We start from the raw sequence: 18,022 nt of genomic DNA, 5'->3' as shown, positions 1-18,022 counted from the left end.
ATCCTGGAGTCCATTGGAAGATTAATAAAACGAATTAACGGCGCGGGACACTAGCGGCCTCATGCTAAAATTAGGCCCCGGGCTTGCGGTCCCGGACCACGTGTGCCGCTGCGACAGGAAGGAGCGACGGTATGGGCTCGCGTCGTGCGCGCCGGTGGGCCATGGGCCTGGCGTGGCTCACCGGCGCAGCAGCCACTGCGCTCAGCGCCGGCGTGGGAAGCGCAGGCGCCGACACGACCGATCTGGTCGGTGCCACGGCGGGCAGCGCCGCATCCACGGCAGGCGATGCGCTGACCGATGCGCTGCTGTATTCACTGTGGCTCGATAACGCTGTTGTTTTCCTCGATGACGTGCAGGTAGCCTACAGCGACTTCACTCCGCTGGCTCTGCACCACGTCGAGACGGCCACACCGGCCGGCCTGCTGGCCACCGCCAGCACCAACCTGACCGACGCGAACGATGTGCTGAGCACCATATCGGCACCCCCCGGCTCTGAAGCAGCCCAGTTCGTCGACAACCAGTCGATAGCCGTGTTTTCGAATTCCCTGGAAACGCTGCAGTCAGCCGCAAACATCATCTCCGCTGACGGCGGGTTTCTCACGCCGGTCGAGCAACTCGTTGTCACCCCGGCCGAGCAGGACTGGGTCCAGGCCAGCACGGCCATGCTGCACGCAGACCAGGCATTGGCCACCGCGGTCACCGGCAACACCGGGCTTGACGCCGCAGAACTCGGTGTCGTCCACGCCGGCGACCTTCTCACGATGGCCGAACTGAACTCCTTCCCGGCCCTGTTTATCGCCGACGTCGTCGGTGCGGTGTAAACGCCGGTGGCCGGTGCGCGCCCCCGCGCCTACCCTTACTGGCAATGCAGGGCAGAAAAACCGCCGTCGCCGCCGTGGGGATAGTGCTCGCGGGGTGCTCCGGATCCGGCCGGCCGGTGGCCACAGTGACGTCCACGGTGCAGCCGGTGATCACCAAAACCGTCACGGTGACCCGCCCGGCGCCGGCAGCGCCCGTGCTGAAAACGACCATGGAAACCGATGGCACGTATCGCGTCGGTACCGACATCGCTGCGGGTACCTATCGCTCGGCCGGTCCGAGCGCCGAGGGGGAATCCGATTGCTATTGGGCCCGACTGAGCAGTCTCAACCCGGTCGACATCATCGCTAACGACATCAGCACCGCTCCTCAGCTGGTGGTGATAAAGCCGAGCGACGCGGCGTTCTTGACGCACAGCTGCCAGCCCTGGCAGAAGACCGACTGACCAGCAATCTTCGCCAGACGGCGGCCCGGGGGGACGATCCTAAGCTCGACTAACGATGGTCGTTATGAGGGCGTTATAGTAGCGGGTATGCACGTGCCTCGTCTGAACACACTTCTGGCAACCGGTGCGGCCCTGCTGGTGGCCGGGATCATTCCCGTGGCCTCGCCCGGGCACGCTGCGGCCGACCCGTTCACGCCCTGCGCCGGCTGCTCGTCCAACGACTCGACCGACGACTTTCCGATCCCGCGGCGGATGATCAACACGACCTGCACCGCCGAGCAGATCCTGGCCGCCGCGAGAGACTACACCCCGATTTATTACCAGCGGTACATGACCGATTACGACAATCACCCCAACGTGCAGCAGGCGACCCAAGACATGGCCCACTGGTTCTACTCGTTGTCCCCGGCGGACCGCCGGGCTTATTCGGCCAACTTTTATGCACCGCAAGTCGACCCGCTGTGGTTGGCGTGGCCCAACCACATGAAGATCTTCTTCAACAACAAGGGTGTGGTTGCCAAGGAAACCGACAACTGCGCCAAGTACCCACCCAACGACATGTCCGTGTGGGATTGGTGACCTTACGGCCGGCGCAGCGCAGGCGGGCCGCGGTCCTGTCGTCAGCCCGGCTGGTTCAGCAGCTCGCGCACTACCGGGCGGGGCGGGAAAGGCCGCAGTAGCCCGCTGGCCGGGCGCGTGCGCACCCGCTGCGGCCACCAGAACCAGCGCCCGAGCAGCGCCGCGATCGACGGTGTCATGAACGACCGCACGACCAGGGTGTCGAACAGCAGCCCGAGCCCGATCGTCGTGCCCACCTGGCCGATCACCGCCAGGTCGCTGACCGCCATGGCCATCATCGTGAACGCGAACACCAGCCCGGCCGACGTGACGACCGAGCCGCTGCCGCCCATGGCGCGGATGATGCCGGTCTTGAGCCCGGCGTGGATCTCTTCTTTGAAGCGCGCCACCAGCAGCAGGTTGTAGTCCGAACCGACGGCCAGCAGGATGATGACCGACATCGCCAGCACCATCCAGTGCAGGTCGAGCCCGATGAGGTGCTGCCAGATGAGCACCGACAACCCGAAGGCGCTGCCCAGCGACAGCAACACGGTGCCGACGATGACGGCGGCGGCGATGATGCTGCGGGTAATGATGAGCATGACGATGAATATCAGGCACAACGACGCGATCCCGGCGATGATCAAGTCGTAGGTGGACCCGGTGGCCAGATCCTTGTACATCGGTGCGGTGCCACCGAGGTAGACCTTGGAGCCCTCCAGCGGCGTCCCCTTGATGGCCTCGTGCACCGCGTGCTTCATCGGCTCCACGGTGGCGATTCCTTCCCGCGACGCGGGGTCGCCCTCGTGCGAGATGATCATCCGCACCGCGTGGCCGTCCGGTGACAGGAACATCTTCAACCCGCGCTTGAAATCGGCGTTGTCGAAGGCTTCCGGAGGCAGGTAGAACGAGTCGTCGTTTTTCGCCTCGTCGAACGCGTGGCCCATCGCCGATTGGTTTTTCATCATCTCGGCCATCTGGTCCTGCAGACCGCCCATCGTTTGCTGCATGGTCAGCTGCATGATCCGCATGCTTTTCATCGTGGCGATCATCGGCGGCATGACCACGAGCATCTGCGGGATCAGCGTGTCGAGCCGATCCATGTCCGGCAACAGGTTGGTGATGTCGTCGGTCATCGTGTCGACGCCGTCGAGGGCATCGAAGATCGACCGCAGCGACCAGCAGATCGGGATGTCGAAGCAGTGCTTCTCCCAGTAGAAGTAGCTACGGATGGGCCGCCAGAAATCGTCGAAATTCGATATCTCGTCACGCAAGTCCTGAATGTCGGCGACCATGCCGTGCATCCGAAGGTCCATGTCATGGGTGGTTTCCGACATGTGCCTGGTGATCTCGAGCATCTTCTCCATGCTGTTGATCGTGGTCTGCATTTCCTCACCCATGCGCAGCATGTCTTTCATGCGGTCCTGCATGTACTGCATGTTCAGCTGCTGGGTGGTGCCCTGCATGCTGATGGCGAACGGGATCGACGCGTGATTGATCGGGGTACCCAGCGGCCTGGTGATGGCCTGCACGCGTCCGATGCCCGAAGTGCGGAACACCGCTTTGGCCACTTTGTCGATGACCAGGAAATCGGCCGGATTCCGCATGTCGTGATCGGTTTCGATGAGCAGCAGATCCGGGTTCATCCGCGATTGCGAGAAATGCCGATCAGCGGCCGCGTACCCCTCGTTGGCCGGAATGTCGCTCGGCATGTAATTGCGGTTGTCGTAGCCGGGTCGGTATCCGGGCAGGGTTACCAGGCCGACCAGCGCGACGGCGACTGTCGCGGCCAGCACCGGCGCCGGCCAGCGCACCACTGCCGCGCCGATCTTGCGCCAGCCGCGGATCCGCATCGCCCGCTTGGGCTCCAACAAGCCGAAATGACTTGCCGCCACCACGACAGCGGCTCCCAGGGTGAGCGCGGCGGCGACCATGACGAGCATGCCGATCGCCAACGGCACACCCAGACTTTGGAAGTAGGGCAGTCGGGTGAAGCGCAAGCAGAAGGTGGCGCCGGCGATCGTCAGCCCCGATCCGAGGATCACATGGCTGGTCCCGCGATACATCGTGTAGAACGCGGACTCGCGGTCCTCCCCGACGGTGCGGGCTTCCTGGTAGCGGCCGATCAGAAAGATCGCGTAGTCCGTGGAGGCGGCGATAGCCAGCGTCACCAGCAAATTGACCGCGAACGTCGACAACCCGATCAGGTTGAAGTAGCCCAGGAACGCCACCACGCCGCGGGCCGCCGAGAGCTCCAGGAAGACCATCGCCAGCACCAGCATCACCGTGCTGATCGAGCGGTAGACGAACAGCAGCATGACGATGATCACCAGGAAGGTGATCGAGGTGATCAGCTTGACGCTGCGGTCGCCGGCGATGCGCTGGTCGGCGAGCAGCGGGGCCGCCCCGGTCGCGTAGACCTTGACCCCGGGCGGCGGCGGGAGCTCCTTGAGGATCTTCTGCACCGAGGCGACCGACTCGTTGGCCAGGCTCTCACCCTGGTTGCCCGCCAGATAAACCTGGACGTAGGCGGCCTTGCCGTCGGGGCTCTGCGACCCGGCCGCTGTCAGCGGGTCACTCCAGAAGTCCTGGACGTTCTCGACGTGTGCGGTGTCCGCCCGGAGCTTGGCGACCAGCTTGTTGTAGTACTGGTGGGCGGCGTCGCCGAGCGGCTGCTGGCCTTCCAGCACGATCATCGCCGAGCTGTCGGATTTGAACTCGCGGAAGTCCGCGCCGACCCGGTGCATCGCGATCATCGACGGCGCGTCGTTGGGGCTCATCGACACGTTGCGCATCTGGCCGACCACGTCGAGCTGGGGCACGGCGACATTCAGGACGACGGTGAACGCCAGCCAGCCGAGGATGATCGGTACGGACAGCCGGCGGATCCATCGCGCCCCGCGCGAACGAGCCGGTTCCGGGGGAGGAACGGGGAAGACCTCGGTCGGCGCCTCGGTCGTCGTTGCGGTCATGCGGATTTCACCAGGCAGAAGGTTTGGGCGTTCACGCCGCTGCGGATCCTTTCATCCTTGACGACACCGTCGACGGTGATGCGGCAGCCGATGGTGTCGCTGTGCCCCTGAGCCACGATGTTGGGGCTCACGGCGGGATCGGTGGTCGACAACGTGAGCGACCACGGCAGCCGCGCCGAGTCCACGCGCCGCGGGTCGGCGCTGAGGTCCAGATAGTTGATATCAGCCTCGGTGCCGTCAGGGCTGAAGATCTCATAGACGACGACCTTGGGGTTGAACGGTTTAGTGTCTTCGAACTTGACCGACGAGCCCCCGGCGTTGCCGTGTGCGCCGAAATACCCGTGGACCCGGTAGACCGAGAACCCGCCGACGGCGACGACTGCCACGATGACCAGCGGCAGCCAGACACGTTTGATAACGCCAAACATTTCTGAAACTTCGCCCCTCTCGTCGCTACCTACCAGGCGGCCCTACCCCCGGGCCGGGGCCGCTCAGCGCAGCGGCCCGGTCATCGTCCTGATTGCCTCCGTCTCTGGCGGGGCCGAAACGCTGGACTGATTAGCTCTGGACTAATTAGCTTATGTGTAACCTTAGCTACTCTAATCGGAACAGGCTATGAACGGAAACCGATGGCAGGCTCGACACCGTGACTGGCGGGAGCCTGCGAACGGGAGCTGGATCTTTCGCGCGGAGCCGGCGAGCTACGATCCAAGTCATGAAGGTAGCGAGGCTCGCCCCAATCGTGGTCATCGCGGCGGTGGTCGGTGCCATCGCGCCGGCTCACGCCGATCCCGACACCGATTTCGACAATCAGATTCAGCGGTACGGTATCTACGGCCCGCACGATTACGACCCGTTCCTGGCCAAGATCGCCTGCCGGCGGTTGGCCCAGGGCGTCGACCCCGACGCGGCGGCATCCGCGCAATTCCTCTCGCACAACCTCCCGCGGGGCACCACCCAGGTACAGACCTATGAGTTCCTGGCCACCGCCATCAGCATCTACTGCCCCGACCTCGCCCCCAAGCTGCAGAACATTCCGGCACGCTGAGCGGCCGCAGCCACGTGCAACGGCGGCTAGTCGTCGACGGCGACACCACCGCGCGAGCGTCTGCGCCGGCGCGACGACTTGCCGGCCGGGCGGCGGTTGCGCAACCCGCCCCGGGCTTCGACCGCCTCGGTGTCCTCGGCGCCGGACGGCTCGCCGACGGCGGCCGTTTCCGGTTCTTCTCCGGTCGCCTCGGCTTCGGCGGTAGCCGCGTCGGTCTCGGGGGTCTCGGGGGTCTCGGGGATCTCGGGGGCGGCTTCCTGAACCTCGTCGTCCGCGGCGGTGCCCTTCCCGCCGCGTCGGCGGCGTTTGGGTTTCTTGGGTTTGCGCGCTTTGGGTGGCTTGGGTGGTTTGGGCGCAAGCTCGGCCACGAATGACAGGTAGAACCCGACTATGCCCAGCAGCGCGATCGCGGCGGCCGCGCCGTAGATTCCGAACAGCCAGCGCCCGGCGCTGTCCAGGCTCAGCCAGATCTCGCTGATCGCGGTGCCGGCGATCAGCACCCCGGCCAGGGTGTGCGCCACGATCGACCAGGTCCGCATGCGCAGCGCCAGCCGCGGGGTGCCGTACTCCGGCTTGCGGGTCCGAAGCACGGTAAACACCACCGGCAACGCCGCCAGCCCGATCACCACACCGGTCACGATCCGCAGCGCCGTGCCCAGGGTGTGGGGGATGTAGCCCATCAGTTCGGGCCAGCGCGGCACCACGAAGAAGAAGTAGAGGACACCGGCAACCAACGCGAACACCGCGTGCCAGACGATGGCGACCGTTCGCCCCATAGTCCTCCTCGAGCTGGTGTCCCGGGCCCGACCATGTGGTGGTCGCGCCCGGGACGAGAGTGCGGAGGATGCGGGATTTGAACCCGCGAGGGCTATTAACCCAACCCGCGTTCCAGGCGAGCGCCATAGGCCACTAGGCGAATCCTCCGTCGGCCATGGTAACCGAGCCCGGCCTCGCGTCGTCCGGCCGGCTCGTGGCTGGTCCGACCGGCCCGGATCGCCGGTACTACACTCGCGGTGGACCCCGCGCGGCGTTTATCCTGCGAACTCCCCCAGGGCCGGAAGGCAGCAAGGGTCAACGGGCTCTAGCGGGTGCGCGGGGTCCCCTGCGTCGGAGCCGGCGGGCCCCTCGATGTCCGAGGGGTCTACCCGGTACCGATTCCACTGGTCCCACGGCGATGACAGGGAAAGGCCTATGGTGTCGGTCGGCTCGTTGAGCACCCTCGGCTCCGCGGAACTCGAGGCGCTGCACGCGCGCCACCGGCAGGAGTACGCCAACCTGCAGGCCAAGAAGCTGGCCCTTGACCTCACCCGCGGCAAACCGTCGGCTGAGCAGCTCGATCTGTCCAACGCGCTACTGAGTCTGCCCGGTGCGGACTTCCGCGACGCGGAGGGCACCGACACCCGTAACTACGGCGGCCTGCACGGCTTGCCGGAACTGCGGGCCATCTTCGGGGAGCTGCTGGCAATCGCGGTGCCCAACCTGCTTGCGGGCAACAACTCCAGCCTGGAACTGATGCACGACGTGATCGTGTTCTCGATGCTCTACGGCGGGGTGGACTCGCCGCGCCCCTGGAAGGACGAGCCGACCGTCAAGTTCCTGTGCCCCGTCCCGGGCTATGACCGCCATTTCGCCATCACCGAGACGATGGGCATCGACATGATCCCGGTGCCGATGCGCGAGGACGGCCCGGACGTCGACGTGATCGAAGAGCTGGTTGCCGCCGATCCCGCGATCAAGGGCATGTGGGCGGTGCCGGTGTTCGCCAACCCCACCGGGGTGACCTACTCCTGGGAGACGGTTCGCCGGCTTGTCCAGATGCGAACTGCCGCAAACGATTTCCGTTTGTTTTGGGACAACGCCTATGCGCTGCACACCCTGACGCTGGACTTCCCGCGCCAAGTCGACGTGCTGGGGCTGGCCGCCGCTGCGGGTAATCCTCACCGGCCGTATGTCTTCGCGTCCACCTCCAAGATCACCTTCGCCGGCGCCGGCGTCAGCTTCTTCGGCGGGTCGCTGGGCAACATCGCCTGGTATCTGCAGTACGCGGGCAAAAGGTCGATCGGTCCGGACAAGGTCAACCAACTGCGGCATCTACGGTTTTTCGGCGACGCCGACGGGGTGCGTCTGCACATGCTGCGTCATCAGCAGATCCTGGCGCCTAAATTCGCGCTCGCCCTGGAAACTCTGCACAAGCGGCTCGACGATGCCAAAATCGCGTCCTGGACCGAACCCAAAGGGGGCTACTTCATCAGCCTCGACGTGCTGCCCGGCACGGCGCGGCGAACCGTCGCTTTGGCCAAAGACGCCGGAATCGCCCTCACGGAGGCGGGCGCATCCTTCCCGTACCGAAAAGACCCCGAGGACAAAAACATTCGGATCGCGCCGACGTTCCCGTCGATGTCGGAGCTGCGCGACGCGATCGACGGACTGGCGACCTGCGCACTGCTGGCCGCTACCGAGTCCTTGCGCAATCCGGTCGTCACCGGCCGGCGGTAGCCTGCTGACCGTGGCGCTCTACCGCAAGTACCGACCGGCGACCTTGGCCGAGGTGGTGGGCCAGGAACACGTCACCGTGCCGCTGTCGAACGCGCTCGCGGCGGGCCGGATCAACCACGCGTATTTGTTCTCCGGCCCGCGTGGCTGCGGCAAGACGTCCTCGGCGCGCATCCTGGCCCGATCGCTGAACTGTGTGCAGGGGCCCACGCCCACCCCGTGCGGTGGTTGCGCGTCCTGTGTTGCGCTGGCGCCCAATGGGCCGGGCAGTATCGACGTGATCGAACTCGACGCGGCCAGCCACGGCGGGGTCGACGACACCCGCGAACTCCGCGACCGCGCGTTCTACGCGCCGGCCCAGTCACGGTATCGGGTGTTCATCGTCGACGAGGCGCACATGGTGACCACGGCGGGATTCAATGCCCTGTTGAAAATCGTCGAGGAGCCCCCAGAACACCTCATCTTCGTGTTCGCGACCACTGAACCGGAGAAGGTGCTGCCGACGATCCGGTCCCGCACCCACCACTACCCGTTTCGGCTGCTGCCGCCGCGCACGATGCGGGCACTGATCGAACGGATCTGCCGGCAGGAGGGCGTCGCGGTCGACGATGCCGTGTTCCCGCTGGTGATTCGGGCCGGGGGCGGTTCGCCGCGGGACAGTTTGTCGGTGCTCGACCAGCTGCTGGCCGGGGCGCAGGACAATCGGGTCGGGTACCGTCAGGCGTTGAGTCTGCTGGGCGCCACCGACGTCGCGCTGATCGACGACGCCGTCGATGCCCTCGCGGCGGGTGACGCCGCCGCGGTGTTCGGGGCAGTGGAGTCGGTGATCGACGCCGGCCACGACCCGCGACGGTTCGCCGTCGACCTGCTGGAGCGGTTTCGTGATCTTCTCGTGCTGCAAGCAGTACCGGACGCCGCTGCCCGCGGCGTGGTCGATGCGACCGAGGACGTGCTGGATCGCATGCGTGATCAGGCGGCCCGGATTGGTCCGGCGACGCTGACCCGCTACGCCGAAGTCGTGCAGGCGGGGCTGGGGGAGATGCGCGGCGCGACGGCGCCGCGGCTGCTGCTCGAGGTGATTTGCGCGCGGCTGCTGCTGCCGTCGGCCAGTGACGCCGAATCGGCGTTGCTGCAACGTCTCGAGCGGATCGAGACCAGACTGGACATGTCGATTCCGGTCGCCGGGCCCGCCGGCCCGCCCAGGGCGCGCACGGCACCGGCCAAGGCAGCCGAGCCGGAATCCAAGCCGGCCCTCGCCACCAAAGGGGGCGAACCCGACGCGGCCGCGGTGCGAACGTTGTGGCCGACGGTGCGCGACAAGGTGCGCCAACGCAGCCGCACCACCGAGGTCATGCTGGCCGGAGCCACCGTGCGGGCAGTCGACGGCGACACCTTGGTGTTGAGCCACGAGTCGGCACCGCTGGCCAAGCGGCTGTGCGAGCAGCGCAACACCGACGTCATCGCCGAAGCGCTCAAAGACGCGCTCGGCGTGAACTGGCGGGTTCGCTGCGAGCCGGGCGGGTCCGGTCCCGCTCCCGCCGAGGAGGCGGCGAGCGACGAGGACAGCATGCTGGCCGCAGCGGAATACGACGACGCGCCGACTCCGCGCCGTGACCCCGAGGAAGCCGCGCTGGAACTGCTGCAGAACGAACTCGGCGCCCGCCGGATCGACAACGGTTAATTATCGGGGCTGATTACCGGCCGGGGCTACGGTCGCCACCAGGGCCGCAGCGGCAGGCCGCCGTCGCGACCCCGGTTGTCGGGCTTGACCGCAAGCACGTGGTGCAGCTGAAGCTTGTTCTGCTCGAAGCCGACTCGTGAAGCTGCCATGTAGAGGCCCCAAATCTTGGCGGTGGGCAGTCCGACCTCGGCGACGGCCTCGTCCCAGTGCGCAACCAGGTTGCGGCACCAGTCCCGCAGCGTCATCGCATAGTGCGCGCGGAAGTTTTCCGCGTGCAGCACCTCGAAACCGGTTTCCTGGACCGCGGTGATGATCCGCCCCGAGCCGGTCAGCTCGCCGTCAGGGAAAACATAGCGGTCGGTGAATCCGCCCGGCCGGACCGGAGAGTTGTTGTTGTGGCGGGTGATGCAGTGATTGAGCAGCAGGCCCCCGGTGCGCAGTTTCGACAGCAGAAAGCCGAAGTAGGCCGGATAGTTCCGAACACCGATGTGCTCGGTCAGCCCGATCGACGAGACGGCGTCGAATCCGCCTTCGCGGACATCGCGGTAATCGCAGTGCCGCACCTCGGCAAGCTCGGAAAGCCCCTCGCCCTGGATTGCCCGCTGCGCCCAGGCAGCCTGCTCGGCGGACAGCGTCGCACCGATCGCGCGGACCCCGCGGCGGGCGGCATAGCGGACCATGCCGCCCCAGCCGCAGCCGACGTCGAGCAGCCGGTCCCCCGGCGCCAGCCGCAGCTTCTCGAAGATCAGGCGGTACTTGTTCTCCTGCGCCTCCTCCAGCGTCGCGTCGGTGTCGGGGTAGACCGCGCAGGTGTAGGTCATCGACGGTCCCAGCACCCATTCGTAGAACGTGTTGGAGACGTCGTAGTGGTGGTGGATGGCCTCGGCGTCGCGGGCCTTGCTGTGTCGCAGCCCTTCGGCGAGGCGGCGCCACCGGGGGAGAGCCTCCTGCGGTGGCGGCGCGGCCGGAATCAGTCGGTGGAACCCGATCGAGCGCACGATGTTGGCCAGCACCCGCGGCGACGGCCGTTTGAAGTCCATCCTGTCGGCCAGCGCCTTGAGCAGCTCGTACGGGTCGCCGGGATGCACGCCGCGGGCCTGCAAGTCGCCCGACACGTACGCGCGGGCCAGCCCGAGCTCTCCAGGGGCGGTGGCCAGGTAGGTGGCCCCCCTGGGGGTCAACAGATCCAGGCCCAGCACCGCATCGTCGGGGCCGGCGGTGCTGCCGTCGTAGGCGCTGAACCTCAGCGGCTGGCGGCTGCCGTCAGTGACGATTGCCAGGATCTCGGCCAGGCTCAACTTGGCTTTGGCAGCGGGGGCGTGGTCCTTGATCATCGTCATCGTCGTTGCACCGCCTTTGCATACAGGTCGAGAAGACGTGAATCCGGGTCGTAGAGCTTTTTGACGGTTTTGTAGGTTTCCCCACCGTAGAGTTCGTCGAACGCCTCGCGGGTGTAGTAGGAGTCGGAGTAGAGCGACTTGTGCCCGTCGAGCTCGGTCACCTTCGCCTCGATCAGCCGGTTCGTCGCACCTTCGGTGGCACCGGCCGGTACCGAGGACCAGAACCCGATGTTGACGTAGGGATGACCCGGCCGCATCGGGTACAGCGGCCAACCGGCCTGGTCACGCAGCCGCAGCGGGCACAGCCACAGCGGTGTGATGGGCACGGTGGCCAGAAACCACTCGATGAACTCCCTCGCCCGCTCGATGGGCACCTCGACGTCTTGCACCACCCGTTCGCGGGGTGGACGCCCCTTTCGCCGGTCGATCCGGTCGGCGATGCCGAACCGCCGGTCGAGAGCGATCAGCTTGGAGTAGACACTGCTGCGTCGGTAGCGCCGCGGCCACCATCGTCGTATGCGGGGGTTCTGCACGCCCAACGACCGGGAGCACCAGAACCAATCGGTGTCCCAGCGCCAGAAGTAGTCGTGGGTGGTCAGCCGGTCTTCCTTGACACCTCCCTCACCAACACAGTCGTGCTGGATGGACCGGTAGTAGATCTGCTGCCCGGTGTAGTCGCTGACCGGGCCGGGTGTGGTGGTGCGCATCCCCACGCACAGGTACCCCTCGTCGGCGCCGAACACCACGCCGTCGAGATAGTCGACCGGGACACCGTCGAGCCCGCCGGTCTCGGTGATGCGGTCCATGGTGGCCGTCAGCTCGGCCAGCGAGTGAAACCGAAGATGCCGAAGGGCCACAAACGGTGTGACCGGTTCCAGCTCGATCCGCAGCCGGGTCGCATAGCCGAGCGTGCCGTAGGAATTCGGGAAAGCCCGAAACAGGTCCGGGTGCTGCTGCGGCGACACGGTGAGCAATTCGCCCGCGCCGGTCAGGACTTCCATCTCCAGCACCGACTCATGGGGCAGGCCGTTGCGAAAGGATGCCGACTCGATACCCAGGCCGGAGACCGCCCCGCCCAGGGTGATGGTCTTGAGCTGGGGCACCACCAGCGGGGACAAGCCATAGGGCAGGGTCGCGGCCACCAGGTCCTCGTAGGTGCACATGCCGGCCACGTCCGCGGTGCGGGCTTCGGGGTCGACCGAGATGACGTGAGTCAGACCCGAAGTGTCGAGTCCGGGCGCGTCGTGCCTGACGCGGGCGCGAAACAAATTGGACGTGGGCTTGGCAAGCCGGACCGACGCAGTCGAGGGAATGGACCGATAGCTCGCTATCAGCCGCTCGACGCCCGCCCGGTAGATTTCCGGTGCAGCTTGGGAAACAGGCACCAGATATACCCTAGTCCCGGAGAGCCGCCCCTGCATCGCCCAGCATGTGGTATCAGCACATCCACAGCAAAGGAGTCTTGCCTGATGGGACAGGTCCGCGCAGTCAGCACGATCCTCATCGACGCGCAGCCCCAGACCGTCCTCGAGGCGGTCGCCGACTACCGCAACGTCCGACCGAAAATCCTGTCCGCGCACTACCGCGACTACCAGGTGCTGCAGGGCGGTCAGGGGCAGGGCACCGTGGCGACGTGGAAGCTTCAGGCCACCAAATCCCGGGTGCGCGACGTGCAGGCCAGCGTCGACGTCGCCGGCCACGCCGTCATCGAAAAAGACGCCAACTCGACGATGGTGACCAACTGGACGGTCGCTCCGGCCGGAGCCGGGTCCAGCGTCACCGTCACGACCACCTGGACCGGCACGGGCGGCATCATGGGGTTCTTCGAGAAGACGTTTGCCCCACTGGGGCTCAAAAAGATTCAGGGCGAGGTGTTGGCAAACCTGAAGAGGGAACTGGAGAGCTGACTCAGCTCGCCTGGCTCTGGCTGGCCAGGAAGCCCGCGATCCCGCGCACCACGGCGTCGGCGTATTTTTGTCGGCCTTCCGGTGTTTGCATCAGCGCGGAGTCGACGGGGTTTTTCATGTTGCCCAGCTCGACGAGGACCGCCGGATACTGAGCCAGGTTGAGCCCGGCCAGGTCCGAGCGGCCATAGAGCCCGTCCTGGCCGATGTAGTTGGCCGGCGGAATGCCCGAGGCTTCCAACTGGTCCCGCATGATGCGGGCGAGCTGCACCGACGGCCCGGCCTGCACGGCGTTCAGTGGCGGCGCCGAGTAATTGACGTGAAATCCCCGCCCGGTGGGCGGACCGCCGTCGGCGTGCAGGGACACGATCGCGTTGGGCCGCAGCGCATTGGCCATTTCGGCGCGCTGGTCGACACAGGGGCCCAGGGCGGTGTCGTTGCCGCGCGACAGGGCGGTTCGTGCCCCCAGCGCGTTGAGCGCGGCGCGGACCCGCAGAGTGGTGTCCCAGGCGAAGGTGTGCTCGGGATAGCCGGCGTTGGTGGAGGTTCCGCTGGCCTGGCAGTCTTTGGTGCCGCCGCGACCGGTGGGCACCTGCCGGCTGATCGAGGCGTCATTGGCGCCGTTGTGGCCGGGGTCGAGGAACACGATCTTCCCGGCGATGCTGGCGGGCGCCGCGGCGGCCTGCGGTGTGAGCGGTATCGCGATCACGGCGAGTAGACCGATCGCGACAGCGACACGCAGGCAGACTGGTACGCGCACCGCGCTACGGTACCGCGGGGGCGTTTAGGCTTGAGTGTTCGAACCGCCCGGGAGCCGGGAAAGAAGCCAAGGCGAGATCAAGCCGAGACCAATCCGCAAGGGGGTTGTCATGCAGCCCGGAGGCCAGCCCGACATGTCGGCGTTCCTCGCGCAGGCGCAGCAGATGCAACAGCAGTTGATGGCTGCCCAGCAGCGACTCGCCAACTCCGAGGTCCACGGAAAGGCCGGTGGCGGTCTGGTCGAGGTGACCGTCAAGGGCACCGGCGAGGTGGTGGCGGTCAAGATCGATCCGAAAGTCGTCGACCCCGCCGACATCGAGACCTTGCAGGACCTGATCATCGGCGCCCTGGCCGACGCCTCGCAGCAAGTCGCCGCCATGGCGCGGGCTCAGCTGGGCCCGTTGGCGGGCGGGATGGGCGACATGCCGGGCAGCCCGGGGTCCTGACTTGTTCGAGGGGCCCGTCCAGGATCTGATCGACGAGCTCGGCAAACTGCCGGGCATCGGGCCGAAGAGCGCGCAGCGCATCGCTTTCCACTTGTTGTCGGTCGAACCGGCCGACATCGACCGGCTCACCGCGGTTCTGGCCACGGTGCGCGACGGCGTGCGGTTTTGCGCCGTCTGCGGCAACGTCTCCGACGAAGAGCGATGCCGCATCTGCGCGGACCCTCGCCGGGACGGCTCCGTGGTGTGCGTGGTCGAGGAGCCCAAAGACATCCAGGCCGTCGAGCGGACCCGCGAATTCCGCGGCCGCTATCACGTGCTGGGCGGCGCACTCGATCCGCTGTCCGGGATCGGCCCTGAGCAGCTGCGGATCCGCGAGTTGCTGAACCGGATCGGTGAGCAGGTCGACGGGGTGGACATCACCGAGGTGATCATCGCCACCGACCCGAATACCGAAGGGGAGGCGACCGCTACGTATCTGGTGCGGATGCTGCGCGACATTCCCGGGTTGACCGTGACGCGGATCGCCTCCGGGCTTCCGATGGGCGGCGACCTGGAGTTTGCCGACGAGCTGACCCTCGGCCGTGCGCTCACCGGGCGCCGCGTGATGGTCTAACCCGCTCGGCGTGCGGGCAAGCCGTTAATCTGCCCCCATACGAGCCGCCTCCCCTCGTATCGCCGGCGAACCTAGATCAGGGTGATCGCGACGGGGATACCGAGCTGATCAGTGGCACTGGCCAGGCTGCTGTCAACGGTGATCACAGCGGCAGAGCGTTCGACAGCGACCGCGACATACAGGCCGTCGTAGATCGAGATGTTGTGCCGCCAGGCCCAGGCGGTGCGCAGGAGCAGTGCATCAGGAAGCACGTATTCGATGGCGAGTGCGGCAGCGGTGTCGGCGGCGGCCTCGGCGTCCTCGGGCTCCAATTGCGCGCACAATACGGCTTTGTGCAGGGTGCGTAGCATCTCGCCCGGCATGTGGGCCGGTGCGAGCCAGACGTCGTCGCCGTTCAGGGCTGCGCGTGCCGCGTCGCCTTGGGAAGTGCCGCTCGTAAGCGCCAACACCAGCACACCTGCGTCCACCACGAGCACAGGCGGAAACTCACCCGTCGCGGTCGGCGCGGACGACGGCCGCCACTTCCTTGGCTGTCAGGGTAAGGCTGCGATGACCCGCCAACGCCTCCAAGAGCTGCCGGTTGCGCCCCGCCTGGTACTCCCGTTCCAACAGTGATCGCAGATACGTTTGGGTGGATTGGCCGCGCGCCTCGGCGCGGGCCGCCAGCGCGTCGCGAACTTCTTCGGGGACATCTTTGATCTGGATCGCAACTGCCATGGCCACACATTATCGCATGCGCATGACATGCACATGTGAAGCGTGCCCGCAGTCAACAACCACACAAACCATGCGAGTCAAGTCGCGGATACCGAACAACACCCAGGTATGGAGGTTGGCATAACCGGAGCCGGCTTGACGCCCAGTGCCCAGAGGTCCGTTTTCGCAGTTCACAGTTGGTCTGCGCGGGTTACCGGTCGAGTGCGGAGTCGCGGAGGTCGTTGTGCTGACTCGCGGCGGTATGGTTTACGGTAGCAGCGTACGTACATCTACCGTACGCTAGGGTTTGTCAGTAAGGAGGTTTTGTCGTGGCAGTCAAAACGAAGCGCTTCGAGCTTCGCGCGGAAGAGGCGACCCTGGACCGCATCCAGCGAGCCGCCAATGTCGTGCATGAGCAGACCTCGGAGTTCGTTCGCAAAGCCGCGATCCAACGTGCCGAGGACGTCCTGAGCCAAGAGCTGGTAACGGTGATGGAGCCCGAACAGTTCGACAAGTTGATGTCCTCGCTCGACGCCGCCGACGCCGCACCACGACTCGCGGCAGCCGCACGCAAGCCTGCGGCGTTCAAGCGGCGCTGAGCGATGTTCGAGTCCGCGCGGCTCGACGACGACCACACCCTGGAAGGGTTCGACTGCGGTAAGGAATCACTGAACAGCTGGCTGGTCGAGCACGCCCGCCACGCGGACAGCAACGGTGTCGCGCACGTCTACGTGTGGACCCCGCCCGGCGAACCGAAGGTCTGCGCTTATTTCGCCATCTGTCCCACCGAAATCGCGCGGAAAGACGACGGCGTGCCGGCCTCGATGGCTGCGGGCTATTCCCGCATACCCGGATATTTGATCGCCCGGCTGGCCATCGACCGGGCGCTACGTGGGCAGGGGTACGGCGAGCAGCTACTTCTTGACGCACTCGGGAAAGCAGTGGCCGCATCGGAGATCGGCGGAGGACGACTCATCGTCGTTGATGCGATAGACGAGGAGGCCCAGTCGTTTTACGAGCATTACCACTTCATCCCCGTCCGCAACCGCGAGCGCCGCCTGGTGATGAAGGTGTCCACAGCGGCTAAAGCACTCGGCGAACGCTGGCGCGACTGAACAGCAAGGGGGATGGCGGGTTTTGCAAGTGATGCCAACTTCGCCGGGCGCTCGCGAAGGGACGTCGACACGGTCGCGGCACGTACCATGCAGACTGCAGCTGGCCTCGGGCTTCGCCAGGGCGCCGGTCAGCATCGCCACCCGCCTGTTTATTCGCCCAACTCATATGGACCACCTCAGATGCCTCAAATAACACCCCTCGACTCGATCATTGCTTCTACCAGTAAGTTTCGTCATCGGCCAACGTCAAACGACCCAGCAATCTGACCTTGGCCGCAAGTCGGGGATCTATCCCCTTGGGCCAACGCGTCTTCTGGAGCATCCGGGCGATCAGGTTGCCTTGCATTTCGGTCATCGCGGACAAGCGGCTGTGTGTCCGTCGGGTTCACGGCCGGTGCCCTGCGGCTTGAGCCGAGCACACGCCCGAGGTTGAGAGCGATTACGGTATGATTTTTATACATACCTGAGTTCGAGTTTGATCCTGCCAAAAGCGCGGCAAACCTGAGCAAGCATGGCACTGACTTCGATGCGGCGCAGTCCATCTGGCGGGATCCGCACCGCATCGAGGCGCCGGCACGCACGACCGATGAGCCGAGGTGGATGGTGATAGGCCAAATTGATGGCCGATGCTGGTCAGCCGTCGTGACCTACCGAGACGACTACGTCCGAATCATCTCCGTGCGCCGCTCACGGGAAGGAGAGGTAGCGATTTATGAAAGCTAACGAGTTCGACGAGCGCTTCGACGATGGCCAAGACATGGCGACCGCCCTCGATGCGGCACGGGCACGGCGACCCGGAGAGGAGCACCGGCGTGTGAACGTCGACTTCCCGGTCTGGATGATCGCCGAACTCGACCGCGAAGCCACTCGGCTCGGGGTCACCCGCCAATCACTGATCAAGGTCTGGATCGCCGAAAAGCTTGACCAAGGTGGTCATACCGCAGCCTGACCGTTGCTGGATAGCGCGGCTCCGATGCTCAGGGATCTGCTGAAGTCTTGCGCTGGTAACCACAGATTGGTCTCACTCAGGCGAGTAACCTCCGGTATCGCAAACAACACCCCACATCATCACCGCGGTTTCTACCAGTCCATTTGTCGGTGTCCACGACGCGGAAGCGACCAAGCAATCTCAC

Annotated in this window: 21 protein-coding genes, 1 tRNA gene and 1 other RNA gene; 14 read left to right on the top strand and 9 right to left on the bottom strand. The window is 65.8% G+C overall.

Annotation, left to right across the window (positions count from 1 at the left end):
• Positions 1-131 precede the first annotated feature (131 nt).
• From F6Q13_RS14890 to F6Q13_RS14880, 3 genes are all read left to right on the top strand, one after another.
• Positions 132-821 (top strand): hypothetical protein, encoded by a 690-nt coding sequence (locus F6Q13_RS14890; protein WP_293057948.1) that lies wholly within the window; start codon positions 132-134, stop codon positions 819-821.
• Positions 822-865: 44 nt separating this feature from the next.
• Positions 866-1,264, top strand: coding sequence for a hypothetical protein (locus F6Q13_RS14885; RefSeq protein WP_293057946.1), 399 nt, complete (start codon positions 866-868; stop codon positions 1,262-1,264).
• 93 nt (positions 1,265-1,357) lie between these two features.
• Positions 1,358-1,843 (top strand): DUF5078 domain-containing protein, encoded by a 486-nt coding sequence (locus F6Q13_RS14880; RefSeq protein WP_293057955.1) that lies wholly within the window; start codon positions 1,358-1,360, stop codon positions 1,841-1,843.
• A 41-nt stretch (positions 1,844-1,884) separates the two neighbouring features.
• On the opposite strand, the gene F6Q13_RS14875 is transcribed toward F6Q13_RS14880, so the two are convergent.
• Complete coding sequence (locus F6Q13_RS14875) at positions 1,885-4,794, bottom strand: RND family transporter (protein ID WP_293057944.1); 2,910 nt, start codon at positions 4,792-4,794, stop codon at positions 1,885-1,887.
• Positions 4,791-5,222, bottom strand: a complete 432-nt coding sequence (locus F6Q13_RS14870) for an MmpS family transport accessory protein (protein ID WP_293057942.1) — start codon at positions 5,220-5,222, stop codon at positions 4,791-4,793. The genes F6Q13_RS14875 and F6Q13_RS14870 overlap by 4 nt, the downstream gene beginning before the upstream one ends.
• Positions 5,223-5,509: 287 nt before the next feature.
• On the opposite strand from F6Q13_RS14870, the gene F6Q13_RS14865 reads away from it, so the two are divergent.
• Positions 5,510-5,842 carry a DUF732 domain-containing protein gene (locus F6Q13_RS14865; protein WP_293057940.1) on the top strand — a complete coding sequence of 111 codons (333 nt, stop codon included), beginning with the start codon at positions 5,510-5,512 and terminating at the stop codon, positions 5,840-5,842.
• Positions 5,843-5,868: 26 nt separating this feature from the next.
• Here F6Q13_RS14865 and F6Q13_RS14860 read toward each other — a convergent pair whose 3' ends face one another.
• Both F6Q13_RS14860 and F6Q13_RS14855 read right to left on the bottom strand, forming a co-directional pair.
• The gene (locus F6Q13_RS14860) at positions 5,869-6,618 is read right to left on the bottom strand and encodes a hypothetical protein (RefSeq protein WP_293057938.1); all 750 of its coding nucleotides are present in this window, start codon (positions 6,616-6,618) and stop codon (positions 5,869-5,871) included.
• 62 nt (positions 6,619-6,680) lie between these two features.
• A tRNA-Ser gene (locus tag F6Q13_RS14855) sits at positions 6,681-6,766 on the bottom strand.
• An 88-nt stretch (positions 6,767-6,854) separates the two neighbouring features.
• Here F6Q13_RS14855 and ffs point away from each other — a divergent pair.
• From ffs to F6Q13_RS14840, 3 genes are all read left to right on the top strand, one after another.
• An RNA gene (gene ffs / locus F6Q13_RS14850) (signal recognition particle sRNA small type) lies at positions 6,855-6,949 on the top strand.
• An 84-nt stretch (positions 6,950-7,033) separates the two neighbouring features.
• On the top strand, positions 7,034-8,338 hold the full coding sequence (locus F6Q13_RS14845; RefSeq protein ID WP_293057936.1) for an aminotransferase class I/II-fold pyridoxal phosphate-dependent enzyme: 1,305 nt from the start codon (positions 7,034-7,036) through the stop codon (positions 8,336-8,338).
• Between the two features lie 10 nt (positions 8,339-8,348).
• Entirely contained in the window at positions 8,349-10,016 is a 1,668-nt protein-coding gene (locus F6Q13_RS14840) for a DNA polymerase III subunits gamma/tau (RefSeq protein WP_293057934.1), read from the top strand.
• A 26-nt stretch (positions 10,017-10,042) separates the two neighbouring features.
• On the opposite strand, the gene F6Q13_RS14835 is transcribed toward F6Q13_RS14840, so the two are convergent.
• Together F6Q13_RS14835 and F6Q13_RS14830 are read right to left on the bottom strand one after the other, a co-directional pair.
• Positions 10,043-11,356 carry a class I SAM-dependent methyltransferase gene (locus tag F6Q13_RS14835; protein ID WP_293057932.1) on the bottom strand — a complete coding sequence of 438 codons (1,314 nt, stop codon included), beginning with the start codon at positions 11,354-11,356 and terminating at the stop codon, positions 10,043-10,045.
• Positions 11,353-12,744, bottom strand: a complete 1,392-nt coding sequence (locus F6Q13_RS14830) for an FAD-binding oxidoreductase (RefSeq protein WP_293057952.1) — start codon at positions 12,742-12,744, stop codon at positions 11,353-11,355. The genes F6Q13_RS14835 and F6Q13_RS14830 overlap by 4 nt, the downstream gene beginning before the upstream one ends.
• An 81-nt stretch (positions 12,745-12,825) precedes the next feature.
• Here F6Q13_RS14830 and F6Q13_RS14825 point away from each other — a divergent pair, with 81 nt between their 5' ends.
• The gene (locus F6Q13_RS14825) at positions 12,826-13,263 is read left to right on the top strand and encodes an SRPBCC family protein (protein WP_293057930.1); all 438 of its coding nucleotides are present in this window, start codon (positions 12,826-12,828) and stop codon (positions 13,261-13,263) included.
• A 1-nt stretch (position 13,264) separates the two neighbouring features.
• Here F6Q13_RS14825 and F6Q13_RS14820 read toward each other — a convergent pair whose 3' ends face one another.
• Positions 13,265-14,020, bottom strand: a complete 756-nt coding sequence (locus F6Q13_RS14820) for an Rv3717 family N-acetylmuramoyl-L-alanine amidase (protein ID WP_293057928.1) — start codon at positions 14,018-14,020, stop codon at positions 13,265-13,267.
• A gap of 109 nt (positions 14,021-14,129) precedes the next feature.
• On the opposite strand from F6Q13_RS14820, the gene F6Q13_RS14815 reads away from it, so the two are divergent.
• Both F6Q13_RS14815 and recR read left to right on the top strand, forming a co-directional pair.
• Positions 14,130-14,465 (top strand): YbaB/EbfC family nucleoid-associated protein, encoded by a 336-nt coding sequence (locus F6Q13_RS14815; RefSeq protein ID WP_293057926.1) that lies wholly within the window; start codon positions 14,130-14,132, stop codon positions 14,463-14,465.
• 1 nt (position 14,466) lies between these two features.
• Entirely contained in the window at positions 14,467-15,078 is a 612-nt protein-coding gene (gene recR / locus F6Q13_RS14810) for a recombination mediator RecR (protein WP_293057924.1), read from the top strand.
• A 71-nt stretch (positions 15,079-15,149) separates the two neighbouring features.
• On the opposite strand, the gene F6Q13_RS14805 is transcribed toward recR, so the two are convergent.
• Complete coding sequence (locus F6Q13_RS14805) at positions 15,150-15,545, bottom strand: type II toxin-antitoxin system VapC family toxin (RefSeq protein WP_293057950.1); 396 nt, start codon at positions 15,543-15,545, stop codon at positions 15,150-15,152.
• Between the two features lie 19 nt (positions 15,546-15,564).
• Positions 15,565-15,795, bottom strand: coding sequence for a hypothetical protein (locus F6Q13_RS14800; RefSeq protein WP_293057922.1), 231 nt, complete (start codon positions 15,793-15,795; stop codon positions 15,565-15,567).
• A 308-nt stretch (positions 15,796-16,103) separates the two neighbouring features.
• Between F6Q13_RS14800 and F6Q13_RS14795 the strand changes: the two genes are divergently transcribed.
• From F6Q13_RS14795 to F6Q13_RS14785, 4 genes are all read left to right on the top strand, one after another.
• Positions 16,104-16,373: a DUF1778 domain-containing protein gene (locus F6Q13_RS14795; protein ID WP_293057920.1), complete on the top strand. Its 270-nt coding sequence runs from the start codon at positions 16,104-16,106 to the stop codon at positions 16,371-16,373.
• 3 nt (positions 16,374-16,376) lie between these two features.
• A complete protein-coding gene (locus F6Q13_RS14790) occupies positions 16,377-16,889 on the top strand; it encodes a GNAT family N-acetyltransferase (protein ID WP_293057918.1) in 513 nt (170 codons plus the stop codon).
• Between the two features lie 459 nt (positions 16,890-17,348).
• Entirely contained in the window at positions 17,349-17,612 is a 264-nt protein-coding gene (locus tag F6Q13_RS20320; protein WP_367141296.1) for a BrnT family toxin, read from the top strand.
• A complete protein-coding gene (locus F6Q13_RS14785) occupies positions 17,602-17,838 on the top strand; it encodes a CopG family transcriptional regulator (RefSeq protein WP_293057916.1) in 237 nt (78 codons plus the stop codon). The genes F6Q13_RS20320 and F6Q13_RS14785 overlap by 11 nt, the downstream gene beginning before the upstream one ends.
• Positions 17,839-18,022 lie beyond the last annotated feature (184 nt).

The sequence above is a fragment of the Mycobacterium sp. genome (genome assembly GCF_008709575.1).
Classification (GTDB): Bacteria; Actinomycetota; Actinomycetes; order Mycobacteriales; family Mycobacteriaceae; genus Mycobacterium.
The sequence above is the reverse complement of the archived record's forward strand: the minus strand, read 5'-3'. Positions and strand labels throughout refer to the sequence as shown.